The 13,088-nt window shown below is 72.2% G+C and carries 15 protein-coding genes and 1 pseudogene; 8 read left to right on the top strand and 8 right to left on the bottom strand.

All coding sequences use genetic code 11. The features are described from left to right. Positions 1-29: 29 nt before the first annotated feature. On the top strand, positions 30-410 hold the full coding sequence (locus tag HCN51_RS42480) for a hypothetical protein (protein WP_168017664.1): 381 nt from the start codon (positions 30-32) through the stop codon (positions 408-410). A 3-nt stretch (positions 411-413) separates the two neighbouring features. Here the strand turns inward: HCN51_RS42480 and HCN51_RS42475 are convergent, their stop codons facing one another. Further along, positions 414-692: a hypothetical protein gene (locus tag HCN51_RS42475; protein WP_168017663.1), complete on the bottom strand. Its 279-nt coding sequence runs from the start codon at positions 690-692 to the stop codon at positions 414-416. On the opposite strand from HCN51_RS42475, the gene HCN51_RS42470 reads away from it, so the two are divergent. Next, positions 685-1,128, top strand: coding sequence for a hypothetical protein (locus HCN51_RS42470; protein ID WP_168017662.1), 444 nt, complete (start codon positions 685-687; stop codon positions 1,126-1,128). The genes HCN51_RS42475 and HCN51_RS42470 overlap by 8 nt on opposite strands. 302 nt (positions 1,129-1,430) lie before the next feature. Here HCN51_RS42470 and HCN51_RS42465 read toward each other — a convergent pair whose 3' ends face one another. From HCN51_RS42465 to HCN51_RS42450, 4 genes are all read right to left on the bottom strand, one after another. Then, a complete protein-coding gene (locus HCN51_RS42465; protein ID WP_168017661.1) occupies positions 1,431-2,093 on the bottom strand; it encodes a response regulator in 663 nt (220 codons plus the stop codon). After that, positions 2,090-3,181: a histidine kinase gene (locus HCN51_RS42460; protein WP_168017660.1), complete on the bottom strand. Its 1,092-nt coding sequence runs from the start codon at positions 3,179-3,181 to the stop codon at positions 2,090-2,092. Before HCN51_RS42460 ends, HCN51_RS42465 begins: the two co-directional genes overlap by 4 nt. A gap of 90 nt (positions 3,182-3,271) precedes the next feature. After that, positions 3,272-4,570 carry an ABC transporter permease gene (locus tag HCN51_RS42455; RefSeq protein WP_168017659.1) on the bottom strand — a complete coding sequence of 433 codons (1,299 nt, stop codon included), beginning with the start codon at positions 4,568-4,570 and terminating at the stop codon, positions 3,272-3,274. Further along, positions 4,567-5,292: an ABC transporter ATP-binding protein gene (locus HCN51_RS42450; RefSeq protein WP_168017658.1), complete on the bottom strand. Its 726-nt coding sequence runs from the start codon at positions 5,290-5,292 to the stop codon at positions 4,567-4,569. Before HCN51_RS42450 ends, HCN51_RS42455 begins: the two co-directional genes overlap by 4 nt. 137 nt (positions 5,293-5,429) lie before the next feature. Here HCN51_RS42450 and HCN51_RS60400 point away from each other — a divergent pair, with 137 nt between their 5' ends. After that, positions 5,430-6,632, top strand: a complete 1,203-nt coding sequence (locus tag HCN51_RS60400; protein WP_240973819.1) for a hypothetical protein — start codon at positions 5,430-5,432, stop codon at positions 6,630-6,632. 13 nt (positions 6,633-6,645) lie between these two features. Here the strand turns inward: HCN51_RS60400 and HCN51_RS63155 are convergent. The 3 genes and pseudogenes from HCN51_RS63155 to HCN51_RS42435 form a co-directional block, all read right to left on the bottom strand. Next, positions 6,646-6,885 (bottom strand): annotated as a pseudogene (locus HCN51_RS63155) (1-acyl-sn-glycerol-3-phosphate acyltransferase); the annotation flags it as partial. Positions 6,886-7,063: 178 nt separating this feature from the next. Continuing rightward, on the bottom strand, positions 7,064-7,684 hold the full coding sequence (locus tag HCN51_RS42440) for a GNAT family N-acetyltransferase (RefSeq protein ID WP_168017696.1): 621 nt from the start codon (positions 7,682-7,684) through the stop codon (positions 7,064-7,066). Positions 7,685-7,749: 65 nt separating this feature from the next. After that, positions 7,750-8,349 carry a hypothetical protein gene (locus HCN51_RS42435; protein WP_168017656.1) on the bottom strand — a complete coding sequence of 200 codons (600 nt, stop codon included), beginning with the start codon at positions 8,347-8,349 and terminating at the stop codon, positions 7,750-7,752. Between the two features lie 128 nt (positions 8,350-8,477). Here HCN51_RS42435 and HCN51_RS42430 point away from each other — a divergent pair, with 128 nt between their 5' ends. From HCN51_RS42430 to HCN51_RS42405, 5 genes are all read left to right on the top strand, one after another. Continuing rightward, on the top strand, positions 8,478-9,965 hold the full coding sequence (locus HCN51_RS42430) for an alpha/beta hydrolase (RefSeq protein WP_168017655.1): 1,488 nt from the start codon (positions 8,478-8,480) through the stop codon (positions 9,963-9,965). After that, positions 9,949-10,533, top strand: coding sequence for a TetR/AcrR family transcriptional regulator (locus HCN51_RS42420; RefSeq protein ID WP_346433995.1), 585 nt, complete (start codon positions 9,949-9,951; stop codon positions 10,531-10,533). The genes HCN51_RS42430 and HCN51_RS42420 overlap by 17 nt, the downstream gene beginning before the upstream one ends. A 109-nt stretch (positions 10,534-10,642) precedes the next feature. Further along, positions 10,643-11,137, top strand: coding sequence for a hypothetical protein (locus HCN51_RS42415; protein ID WP_168017654.1), 495 nt, complete (start codon positions 10,643-10,645; stop codon positions 11,135-11,137). Positions 11,138-11,176: 39 nt separating this feature from the next. Beyond that, positions 11,177-11,998, top strand: a complete 822-nt coding sequence (locus tag HCN51_RS42410) for a TetR family transcriptional regulator (RefSeq protein ID WP_168017653.1) — start codon at positions 11,177-11,179, stop codon at positions 11,996-11,998. Next, complete coding sequence (locus HCN51_RS42405; protein ID WP_168017652.1) at positions 11,982-13,088, top strand: LLM class flavin-dependent oxidoreductase; 1,107 nt, start codon at positions 11,982-11,984, stop codon at positions 13,086-13,088. Before HCN51_RS42410 ends, HCN51_RS42405 begins: the two co-directional genes overlap by 17 nt.

Below are 13,088 nucleotides of genomic sequence, written 5' to 3'. Positions count from 1 at the left end.
CGCCCCAATACCCTTTTACCCGCTCCCTGATGGCGGCGGTGGCCGAGACGCGGATGACCGTCGTGCTGTCCTCCCACGTGGTCTCCGACCTGACCGACACCTGCGACTGGCTGGTGGTGCTCAACCGCGGCCACGTCCAGATCAGCGGCGAGGTCGACGAACTGCTCGCCGCCCACCGGATGCTGACCGGACCGGCCGAGCTCGCCGACGGCATCGCGGCCAGAATCCCGGTGATCAGCGACAACCGCAGCGGACGGCAGGCCGTCCTGCTGGCCCGCACCGGCACGGGAACGCCGTCGCACGACCCGCGATGGAGGGCGTCCTGCGTGAGCCTGGAGGAGCTGGTGCTGGCCTACCTGCGCCACCCCGACGCCACGGCGCTGCCCCGTCCGGCCCTGACCACCACCTGACCGCTAGGAGACATGGAAGTGTTGTGGCTTACCTGGCGGCAGCACCGCATGCAGGTGCTCCTCACCACGGCGCTGCTGGCCGTCCTCGGCGTGGCGCTGCTCATCAGCGCTCTGGGCACGGCCGAGTTCGCCGCCCGGAACACTCCGGCGGCCGGCTGCATGCCGTACACAGCCCCATGCAGCACCTTCACCATAGAGATGAACGAACGCATCCGGCCGTTGGGTGAGCTGCTCGGCTGGCTTCCGCTGCTGGCCCCGGCCATGATCGGGCGGCATGGCCATGGGCGCGCTGCTCCGGCGCACCCTGCCGGCGATGGCGGCGACCCTGGCGGTGTGCGCGCTGGCGTTCTTCGGGCTGCTCCACGCCCCACCCTCCTACGCGGCGCCGCAACGCGCCGTGCAGACCAAGGCCATGGAGGATCCCGCCCCGGAGGACTCCCTCTTCGTGAACCCCTACTGGACCGACAGGAACGGCGCGACCTTCACCCATGAGCAGGTGACACGCGCGCTCACCGGCCCTTGCGGGACGGACGGAACAGAGGAGACGGCCAAGACGTACGCCACGTGCTCGTTCAGCCATGGCTACCGGCAGGTGGCCGAATTCCACCCTGCCGACAGGTTCTGGCAGTTCCAGTGGACCGAGGCCGCCATCCTGCTCGTCCCCGCTCTCGCCCTGGGCGGCGTCGCCGTCCGGCGCACCCTCCGGCCCCGCATCTGAACGGAATCGCCTCCAGGAAGGGAGGCGCCAGCTCGGCCCGCCTGGGTGGTCGATCCAGAGCTTCATCAGGCCGGCCGACTATGTCACCCCGAACCGGTCCGCAGCAGGACTGCCGAGAGACAGTCGCGGTCTCCTTGACCACGTCCCCCGCCCCGACAACCCCACCGCCATGGAGATGCACTGGCAGGGCTTCACCACGACTCCCTTCGCCGCCCTCCCCCACTTCCACCCCGACGCCGGACGCATCCCACGAGAGAGGACGATCAATGGCGGCCACGACCTCCGCTCCCAAGAGCGCCTGCTCAACGGTCGCCTGGGGTGACGAGGCCGGCCTCGTACGCGACGATCACCGCCTGCGCCCGGTCCCGCAACCGCAGCTTGGTGAACAGGTCGCTGACGCGGTTCTTCACCGTCGAGACCGCCAGCCCGGTCTCGCCGGCGATCTCCTGGTTGGACAGCCCGCGCGCGATGAGCTCCAGCACCTGCCGCTCCCGCTCGCTGAGCGCCGCCAGCTCCGCGGGGACCGTGACCGCGCGCGAGCGGGAAGGGCGGACGAACGTGCCGATCAGGCCGACCAGCAGCCGGGGCGCCACCGCCGCCTCCCCCCGGTGCACGATCCTGATGCCGTCGATCAACTCCTCCGGCGAGACGTCCTTGGGCAGGAACCCCGACGCCCCCGCCCGCAGCGCCGCCACGACCTGCTCCTCCAGGTCGAACGTGCTCAACGCCAGCACCTTCGTCCCCGGCAGCTCGGCCACGATGCGCTCGGTGGCGGCCACCCCGTCCATGACCGGCAGGTGCAGGTCCATGAGGACCACGTCGGGTCGTACGGCATGGCACTGCCGCACCGCGTCCACGCCGTCGGCGGCCTCCCCCACCGTGGCCAGCCCCGACGCGGTTTCCAGCAGCAGCCGCAACCCGGCCCGCACCACGGCGTGGTCGTCCACCAGCAGTACCTTGATCACGTCACCTCCGTCAGCGGGATGCGGGCGCTCACCACGAATCCTCCCTCGGGCGCGGGCCCGGCACGCAGCTCTCCGCCGCACAACGACACCCGTTCGGCCATCCCCGCCAGCCCCAGCCCCAGCTCTCCCCCGCCGGACGGCGCCCGCCCGTCGTCGGCGACCTCCACCTCCACCAGACCGGGCCGGTAGGCCAGCCGCACCGTGGAGCGGGCGCCCGCGGCGTGCTTGCGGGTGTTGGTGAGCGCCTCCTGGACGAGGCGGTAGATCGCGTGGTCCACGGCCGCCGGCAGCTCGACCGCCGTGCCGGTGACCCGCAGCTGCGCGTTGCCGGACTCCTCGACCAGCGCCGGCAGCCCGGCCGCGCCGGCCCCCGCCTGGCTCTCGACCTGCTCCCCGTCGGTACGCAGCACCTCCAGCAGCCGGCGCATCTCCGCCATCGCCTGGCGGGCGGTGTCCTCGCCGGTCAGCAGGGCCTGCCGGGCCCGCTCCGGGTCGGCGGGGATCGTCCTTCTGGCCGCGCCCATGTAGAGGTTCACGACGCTGACGTGGTGGGCGATCACGTCGTGGAGCTCGCGGGCGATGCGCCGGCGCTCCGCGCGGACCGCGTTCTCGGCCGCCTGCCGCTGCCTGCGCCGCGCCAGCTCCGCACGCAGGCGCACGATGTGCCCGGCCGCCACGGGCAGCGCCGGCGGCAACGTCAGGCTCAGTGCCATCGCGGCGCCGTACGCCCAGCTCACCCTGTGCACGAGAGCACCGCCGACGAGCGCGCCCACGGCCACGGCCACGGCCGCCGCCGCGGAGCTGTGCCGGCCCACCGCGTACAGCGCGATGAGGATGGCGCTCACCGGCGCGTCGGGCACCGGCATCCGGTAGGCCACGACGTACAGGCAGCCGACGAGCAGCGCCACGGCCACCGGATGGCGGCGCCGCAGCGGGACGAGGCCCGCAGCGGCGAGCGTGATCAGCACCGCTTCCGTGCCGGGCCGCCCGCTGAACGAGCCGAGCTCGGCCACCAGCACGGCCAGGGCCAGGGCGATGTCCGCTGCCCAGGCGTGGGTCAGCCATCCCCGCAAGATCGCCCATGCCACGCCACCAATGCACCACAACCCCGCTCACCGCGCAAACGGCACCCGCGTACGGTAGCGGGCGGCCCTCGTGCAGCGCCCCGGTGGCGGGCGTCATCCGCGCTGGGCCCGGCGCGCGGCGCCCAAGGTGGCGGCCAGGCCGCTCGCGGCGCAGATCGCCACCAGGCCGGCGTACTGCGGCAGGGAATAGGCGAACCACGGCTCGCCGGTCAGCGCCTCGCCCAGCGCGCTCAGCGACGCGGCGGCGATCGCCGTCCCGAGCAGCGCGCCGACCCCGGTCACGAGCAGCGTCTCCCAGCACAGCGCCCGGACCAGTTGCCGGGGCTTGGCGCCCACGGTACGCAGCGTCCGCATCTCCTCGCCCCGCTCGGCCACCGACATCGCGGTCGCGTTCAGCACCGCGACCACGGTGTAGATCACCGCCGACCCCACCAGCGTCGGCGCCGCCCACGCCGACGCGCCGGTACGGGTGACGCCGGCCACCGCGTCGCTGGTCGCCACGGCGAACAGAAAGGTGCACGACAGCGCCACGGTCAGCACCACCGGGGACGCGGCCGACATCGCCCGCCGCGGCTGCGTCACCATCCAGGACGCGGCCAGCGTCCCCGGCCCCGGGTCGAGCCGGGCCGCCACCGCGCCGAGCAGCCCGCCCAGCGCCCGCAGCAGCACCGGGCCCAGCGCGGAGGCGGCCACGCACAACATCATCGCCGCTCCCAGCCCTGTCGGCGGCGCGTCCGCAGGCTTGACCCGAGGCACCAGCTCCACCAGCACGATCCCGGCGGCCAGCGCCGCCACCCCCGCCACCGCGCGCGGCCACGGCAGCAGCCGCCGCTGCGCCGCGCTGTCGCGCAGCACCTCCAGCGGCCCGACCCTCGTCGCCTTGCGCGCCGCGACCCGGGCCGCCAGCAACGTCACCACCAGCCCGGCCACCAGCGCCGGCACGAACGGCCCCGCCGTGATCCGCACCGGGACACCGCCGGGCGCCAGCCCGGTCACCCGCAGGACTGCGCCCATCACCAGCGCGTACGGCACCGCCAGCACGCAGCCCGGCACGGCGGCCAGCACGCCCAGCATCAGCGCCTCCGCCATGACCAGCCGCCTGACCTGCCGCGGCGTCATGCCGACCGACCGCAGCAGCGCCCATGTCCTGCGCTGCCGCAGGACGTGCAGGCTCAGCGTGCCCGCCACCACGAACACCGACACGAAGGCCGACACCGCCGCCGACACCGCCAGCAGCCCCACGATGCCGTCGAGGTCCGCGCGCGTGTCCGCGCCGGCGATCAGCAGGCCGCCGCCGGCCACCAGCATCACCGCCAGCAGCACGGACGTGAACGACGCGGCCAGCCCCGCCCGGCCGTCCCGGACGTTGTTCCAGGCCAGGACGAGCATCATCGCCGCTCCCCCAGCCACGCGCCGATCCGCTCGGCCGAGGGCCGCTCCAGGACCTCGACGATCCGCCCGTCGCTCAGCATCAGCACCCGGTCGGCGCGGGCCGCCGCCTGCGGATCGTGCGTCACCATCACCACCGTCTGGCCGAAGTCGTCGGCCGCCTCCCGCAGCAACGTCAGCACCTCGTGCCCGCTGGCCCGGTCCAGCGCACCGGTCGGCTCGTCGGCGAACAGCACCTGCGGCCTGCCGAGCAGGGCGCGGGCGATCGCCACCCGCTGCTGCTGGCCGCCGGACAACTGCGCCGGGCGATGCCGTTCCCGCCCGGCCAGCCCGACCCTGGCCAGCAGCTCACGCACCCGCGACGGGTCCGGCCGCCGCCGGGCCAGCCGGCTGGGCAGGACCACGTTCTGCCACGCGGTCAGCGACGGCACCAGGTTGAACGCCTGGAAGATGACGCCGACCCGATCGCGCCGCAGGACCGCCAGCTCCCGCTCCCCCAGCCCGGTGATGTCCTGCCCGGCGACGCGCACCGTACCGGAATCCGGGCGCTCCAACCCCGCCGCGCACTGCAGCAGCGTGCTCTTCCCCGACCCGGACGGGCCCATCACCGCGGTGAAACCACCACGCGGCAGAGTGACGCTCACCTGCCGCAACGCCGCCACCTTGGCGGCGCCCCTCCCGTATGTCCTGGACACGTCCTCCAGGACGACCGCGTGCTCGTCCATGATCACCAGTGTGGCGCAGGCGCCCGCCGCCACCCATCCGGCAGCCCCCACCGGACGGGTAGGGCTGGCCCTACCAGCTCTCCGGCATGCTTACGTGGACAGGTGCCGAAAAGGGGTTCTGCGATCAGGAGGCGGGAGTGCGGGAGATCGAGTTCCGGCTGGATAGCGGCCGCGATGAGATCCTCATCGACGGCGTCCCGTTGCTCGACCTCGTGCGTGCGGCGGAGCTGCCGTACGCGCGGCAGGAGCAGCTCGAGCGCGCCGGGGAGTTCGCCCCCGAGCCCGCGCCCCTGCTGGCCGGCGAGTACGGCTACCTGCCGGGGCGCTCGACCTGCTGGCCGGCCCGGCACTTCCTGGGCGAGCCCGTGGAGGTCACCTACGACCAGGAGGACGGCGAGACCATGCTGCTCGGGTGCGCGTGCGGCATCCTGGAGTGCTGGGCGCTGCTGGCCAGGATCGAGGTCACGGAGGCGGAGGTGCGCTGGTCGGGGTTCCGTAACAACTCCAGGGACTGGGACCTGTCCGCCGTACTCGGGCCGTTCGTCTTCGCCCGCCGCCAGTACGAGGAGGCGCTGCGCGCGACCGCGCAGCCCCCCGCCGCCCCGCCGCCGGCGCCGGTGGTCCACGATGATGTACGTCTGGTGCCGGTGATCGACGTACTGTCCGGCCTGGTGCACGACCTGATCGAGGACTACCCGGCGCCGCCCGCCGACGAGTCGCTCTGGGACGCCTACTGGTCAGAGCGGATCGCCGCGGCGGGCCTGCCGGAGCCGACGACGGCCAGCGCGCAGTTCGTCCCACTGTCCGGCTTCCTGGACGAACGACACCTGACGCTGCTGGTCCGCGCCACCCTCCGGCGCTCCCTCGGCGATGACGACCTCGCGGAGCGCCTGGCCGGCGCGGACACCTTCGAGGAGGTCTTCGAGGAGGTCGGCTGTGTGGCAGGGGGATACCGCCTCATGGCGGCCGGACGGCCTCTCGTGGCACCGGGCTGCTGCAGCGACCTCACGGACCTGGCGAGCTGGCGCGACGCCGCCCGGCATCGCGAGGGTTCGCCGTCGATGGTGTGGATCGGCCACCCCTGGCTCAATGTCACGGCCGACGGCGACAAGCTCCTGCTGACCGGCCCGACCGAGCACGATCCGGGCCCTGAGCTCGCCTGGATCACCCGCCGGGCGCTGGATTCGGCCGTTCGGCAGGCCGCGGCAGAGGTTCGCTACTTCGCCCGGCCACTTCACGACCTCTGCACCCGGCTGGCCGGCGCCCGCAGGGCGGACGCGCTGTGCACGGCTCTTCTCGGAGGGTCCTGGCTTCGCGCCGGCTCCGACTGGCTGGCCTGACCCTTTCATGTGCGCAGGCTCTTGCCCTCTTCCGCTTCGCGGGCCAGAGCAGGGGCACGTCGAACAGCGGCGCCTTGGCCGGGAACCGCGGCGAGAAGCGGCCCGCCGCGCCCACGAAACCGGCGATCACGAGCGAGTCCACCTTCGACACGTGATTGGCGACGATGCTCACCCCGCCGTGGCGAGGGATGTGCCGCAGGCCGGCGTAGCGGCGCCGGACGGCCACGCGCAGCAGGCCTTGCAGGGCGCGCATCTACAGCCGCCGCCAGAAGTCCATCGCACGATCCGACCGATTGTTCACCAAGCCATCCCCCAACGCAGGCGGCCATCGCTGCCGACGTCCGCGCACGCGAAGCTACCGATCCGGGCCACGAGCGTGAATCTGTAAAGTGACCGGGCTGGACACCGGGAGCCGGCCGGTGAGCGGCGCCTCAGCGGCCGGGCAGGGTCGGGTGCGGGACGCTGGGAACGATGCCGGCCATGTCGTTGGTGATGGCCCAGCGTCCATGACCTCGCCAGGCGCCGTCGATGAACAGCAGATCGGGCGAGTAACCCTCGTAGCGGAAGCCGTGACGCTGGACGAGTCTGATCGACGCGTGGTTGTCGGGCCGGATCTGCGCTTCCAGCCGGTGCAACCGCAGCTCCTCGAACGCGTGGCGCAGCACCATGCCGAGGCCCTCTGTCATGTACCCGCGACCGGCGTAGGGCGCGAAGGCCGCGTAGCCGAGCGAGGCGGTTTGCGCGCGTCCGCGGATGATGCTGTTGATGTTGATGTTCCCGGCGATGGCGCCCGTGTCGCGCAGACAGACCAGCAGGCCCTCAGCGGTTCGCCCCTCGTCGAATCGATCGACGAACGCCTGGAAGTCCTCCGGTGTCGCGGGCAGGGTCATCCTCGCCCGGTGCTGGTCGACACCGGCACGGACGCGTTCGAGCCACTCGTCCTGGTCGCGGCCGGTGATCCGGCGTAATGTCACCCGAGGGGAGCTGCCCAGGTCGCCGGACACAGGGGTGTCCGGCCGCTCGGCTTGTTCCGTCCCGCCATTCTCGATCATGAACAGCACGCTACCGCGCCTGCCGCCCGGCGAACGGGCGGATCTCATCCCATCACGTTCCGGCCTCACAGCCGGCCGGTCACGTTGCCCTCGGGGTCCAGCACCTTGATCACCGGCGTGTCGTCCGCGTCGATCTCCAGCACGATCCTCGGGCGCCCCCGAGAGTCGCTGAGCACCAGGAAGGCACCTTCCGCGGTGCTGTAACCGAGCTGGACGCGGGGCGGCATGGCGGGCACCTGCTCGACCGGGAGCGCCGGATCGGGCATGTGCTTCATCTCCAGCATCGCCGCGCCGTGGACGCCTTCCCAGCGGGCGGCCATCGTGATCGCCTGCGCGTTGCCGTAGTCGAGCGACAGGCTCGCCCCGGCCGAGGAGGCGACGATGCCGCCCTTCTCGCTGCCGTCCCCGTCGTTGAAGATCAGGTACGTGCCCTCAGGGCCCTGACGCTGGTCGGCGGGGTACGTCCTGCCCCCGATGATCACCGGCGGTTTGGTGGAGCTCGCCAGGAAACGCTGCCGCCCCCGGCGGTCCACCACCCGGAACGACTCCCTGGCCTGCTCCCCGGAGGCGTCCGCCTGCGCGGGCCCACCCGCCAACACGGTCATGCCACCCGCCAGCAGCGTGGCCGCCGTTCCAAGCACGGCCCGCCGATCATGCTGTTCCATCTTCGGTTCCCTTCTCGTCCGGAGGGCCACCAGTCGATCATGTGAGCGCCGCCGTGTCCCTGCGGCTAGCGTGAAGATCACGAGTAGGGGTGACCCCACCCTGCGACGCTCCCGGCGATCGGAGACGCATGCGAAGACCCCTCTTGTTCCTCGCCGTCGTCATGACGATGGCGACGTCCGTGTTCCCGCTGACCCGCGCGGCGGCCGGCACCACCAACGACATCACCTGGACCCCCTGCGCCGAGAACCCGGCGGCCGAGTGCGGCACGCTGACCGTTCCCATCGACTGGCGGACGCCGGGCGGGCCCACCGTGGACCTGGCGGTGGCCAGGCGCAAGGCCACCGACCCCGCCGCCAGGACCGGCTCGCTGATCGTCAACCCGGGCGGCCCCGGGGAATCCGGCGTCGACTTCGTCCTGAGGCGTACCGCCTTCTTCAGCGAGGAGCTCACCCGCAGGTTCGACCTCATCGGCTTCGACCCTCGCGGCGTGGCACGCAGCAACCCCGTCGTGTGCTCCGCCGACGTGGTCCAGCAGGCACCGGCGGACCCGTTCATGAAGAGCCAGGCCGACTTCGACCTGTGGCTCGACTACAGCAGGCGGCTTCGCGCCGACTGCCGGGCCCGGACCGGGCCGCTGTTCGACCACGTCGACACCGCCAGCGTGGTCAACGACGTGGATGCGCTGCGCGCCGCCGTCGGCGACACGCGGCTCACCTTCTACGGCCTGTCCTACGGCACGTTGATCGGCCAGCTCTACGCCGAGCGCTTCCCCGGCCGGGTCCGGGCGCTCGCTCTGGACAGCAACGTGGACCACAGCCTCGGCACCGCCGCGTTCCTCGGCACGGGAGCCGCCACGGCCCAGGACTCCTTCGACGAGTTCGTGACCTGGTGCGAGCGGGAAAGCTCCTGCGCGCTGCACGGCCAGGACGTGCGCGCCTTCTGGAGCAGCCTGCTGGAGCGGGCCGGACGCGGGCAGGTGCACTACCCCGGTGACCCCTCCTTCGTCCTGACCACGCTGGAGCTCATCAGGCTTCCCTTCAGCGCCGCGTACGGGTCCTACTGGCAGCAGCTCGCCGAGCTGATGGCCGCGATCGACAGCGGCGCCACACCTCGGTCGGCATTGCCGGAGACCTTCACCCTCCGGCGGGAACATCTGCGGGAGGGGCTCGTCGCCAATCCCCTGCAGATCGTCTGCGAGGACTTCCACCTGCCGATCCGCGGCTATCCCGAGTTCGCGGCCCACTTGCGCCGCATGAAACGCCTCGCCCCCGACATGCTGGTCAGCCCGCTGACGTACTCGTTCACGATGGCGTGCCTCGCCGAGCCCGCGCCGGTCCCCAACCCGCAACACCGGCTGCGCGTGTCGGGCGCTCCCGTGCTGCTGCTGGCCAACTCCTTGCACGATCCCTCCACCGGCTACGCGTGGGCGAGTAACGTGGCCCGGCAGATCGGCCGGGAGGCGCGGCTGCTGACGTACGAGGGCGGCGGGCACAGTGTCTACTACCGCAGCGCCTGCGCGCGCGACGCGATCGACCGCTACCTGATCGCCGGCACGTTGCCGACGGACGGGGCCCGCTGCCCGGCTGTGGAGAACGCCGGTGATTTCGTTTCGTGAGCAGCTCGCGGAACGTTCAGGTGGTCCACCATCTGCTGCGGGACCTCCTCGGTGGTCGCGCCCCGCTCCTCGGCCCGGTGCCGGAGGTGGGCGGTGGCGCCGCCGTCCTGCTCGGGCCGGCTGCGCGAGGCCGTCATCACGCCCGCTGCGCGCCGACGCGCGACGCAACCGCGAGGCACTGCTGTCCCCGGCCCGCCAAGCGTTCCTCGCCGGCGACACCGACGTGCACGTCGAGGACATCGCCCGCAGCGCCGGCGTCCCCGTCGGCATGCTCTACCGCCACTTCGGGACCCGCGAGGCGCTGATCGAGGAGGTCTACCGCAAGGAGGTCGACGACCTGTGCGCCGCCCCCGGCGACCTGCTGAACCGGCACGCCCCGGAAGAGGCCCTGCGGCGGTTCCTGCCGCTGCTCGTGGACCACGCCGCCGTGGGCAAGGGGATGTCCGTCGCGCTGGAGAGCATCATGGCGACGGACTCACCCGTCTTCGACGACGCCCGCACCCGCAGGAGCGACGCCCGCACCCGCCCGCTCGACGGCCTGCGCCACGGCGCCCCGCGCCCGAGCTGAGCCGAAGCCCGCGCGGCCGGGCCACGCCGACGCTCCTCCAACACGAAGCGCCCCACGAACACAACCCCGCGGGTCAACCCTGACCCGCACCATGCTGATTGGATGGCGAGTGAGCACCCTGAGTTTCGCGCTGGACGTCGTGGCCCGCGGCGACGTGCTCGGCGCCGACCACACCTGCACCCCTGACCAGGTCAGCGCGATACTCGAGCCCACGCCCGCCGAGAACCGCCAGGGCGACTTCATGTGGCGCGACCACGGGCTCGTCGAGTTCTTCTGGGAACGCGGCGACGACGGCTGGCGGGGCACCCACTTCACGGTCCAGCTCCACCGCCTCGCCTCTATCGGGTCCGAGGTCGCCGCCGGGCCGATCGAGGCCAGGTATGGCCCTCTGGAGCCGGCCCTGCCGTTCGAGGCGCTGCGGGTGGCGGCGGCCGGGCTCGGCATCGACCTGGTCAGGCTGCCCAGTACAACCTCAGGCGTGCGCGAGTACTGGCAGCCCCGCTCGATGGTGCTGGCCATTCAGGACGACACCGGCGAGGTGTATGCCCTGACCTGCCCGTACAGGCCCCCTGCGGCCGGCCGGTCCAGCACTCCCCCCGCATGACACTTGAAATGAGGTTGATTTAACATCTAGTCTCATTCCATGGCTTTGGTGGAAGAGATCGCCCGGCAGTTGCTCGCCCGCGCCGAGGAGACGGGCGCGGGCCCGCTGGCGGCACTGCACCTGGAGGAGATCGCCGCCCTGTACGGGGTGTCGCGCTCCACGTTGCTGCGCCAGATCGGCAGCCGCAAAGCACTGGACGCCGCGCTCGCCGAACTGGGCGCGCAGGGAGCACCCCGCCAACGCGTGGCGGATCGGGCGATCGCCGCCGCGGCCGACCTGATCGCCAAGCGCGGCGTCGGCGGCACCACGCTGGAGGACGTGGCGGCCGCCGCGGAATGCAGCGTGCAGGCGATCCACGCGCAGATCGGCGGCAGGGACGCCCTTCTTGTCGCGATCTTCAAGCACTACAGCCCCATGGACGGCATCGCCGCCGCACTGGCGGACCCGCCCGCCGACCTGACCGCCAGCGCGCAGGCGGTCTACCTGGCGATCCTCGACGCCGTGCTCGACACCCCCGCGATCGCGCCCATGCTGGCCGAAGTGCTGGCCAGGCCGGACAGTGCCCTCGGCCGCTACGTCCGCGAGAGCTACGTGGCCAGCACGGTCGGGCTCATCGAGCAGTGGCTGGAGGAGCACCTGCGCCGCGGCACGATCCGCCCCATGCGGCTCCGCCTGCTGATGACCCTGTTCGGCGGCCCGATCGCGGCCGAAGCACTCTCCCATGCCACCGCCGGGTCCAGTCCCGGCCCCGCCTACCGCCGCAGAACGGCTCGCGAGCTCGCGGAGTCCTTCGCCCTCGCCGTCCAGCCGCGCGGCACCACTTCAACCCCCGCAGGAGACGTACATGCGCGTCATGAGTGACAACACCTTCCAGCTCGGCCTGTTCGCCCCGAACGTCTGGGGCGGGCTCACCAAGACGACAGCCGAGCAGCGCTGGCAGGCCACCTGGGACAACAACGCCGCGCTCGGAAAGATGGCCGACGAGGCCGGCCTGGAGTTCATCCTGCCGCTGGCACAGTGGTCGCAGCTCAAGGGAGCCTCCGACACCGACGGCCACACCTTCGAGGCGTTGAGCTGGGCGGCCGGCATGCTCGCGGCGACCGAGCGCATCACCGTGTTCGCCACGGTGCACAGTCCGTTCGTGCACCCCCTGTTCGCCGCGAGACAGGCCGTGACCTGCGACCACATCGGCAAGGGCAGGTTCGGCCTGAACATCGTGTCCGGCTCGGCCGGGCCGGACTTCGCGATGTTCGGCACGCCCATGCGCGACCACGACGAGCGCTACGCCTACACCGAGGAATGGACGACGCTGGTCAAGCGTCTGTGGCGAGAGCCCGAGCCGTTCGACTTCCACGGCAGCTTCTTCGACCTCAAGGGCGTCTTCGCCCTGCCGGGCCCCTACGGCGGCGACCGGCCGACCCTGATCAGCGCCGGCTCCTCCCCGGCCGGCCGCAGGTTCGCCGCCCGGCACGCCGACTGCCTATTCATGATCATCATCTCGCCTGAGGGCCTCGCCGACCAGATCACCGCCGTCCGCGCCGATGCCGGCCGGTCGATGCCGGTGTACGCCAGCGGCCACGTCATCTGCCGCAAGACCCGCCAGGAGACCGAGGAGTACTACCACTACATCGTCGAGGAGAAGGGCGACTGGGAGGCGGCCGAGGAGGTGCGGCGCAGCATCTTCGGCACAGGGCAGAAGTCGTTGCCGCCCGAGCTCGCCGACCGGATGCTCGAGCGCATGGTCAGCGGCGGCGGCACCTTCCCCGTCAAGGGCGACCCCGACGATGTCGCCCAGACCTTCAAGCGGCTCAGCGACGCCGGGCTCACCGGCATGGCCGTCGCCCTGGTCAACTACCTCGACGACTTCCCCATCCTGCGCGACGAGGTGCTGCCCCGCATGGAGCGGCTGGGCCTGCGCCGGCCGGCGATCGGAGCGGGCCATGCCGGTTGA

It is taken from the genome of Nonomuraea composti, assembly GCF_012034275.1.
GTDB lineage: Bacteria > Actinomycetota > Actinomycetes > Streptosporangiales > Streptosporangiaceae > Nonomuraea > Nonomuraea composti.
This window is presented reverse-complemented; position numbering and strand designations above follow the sequence as displayed.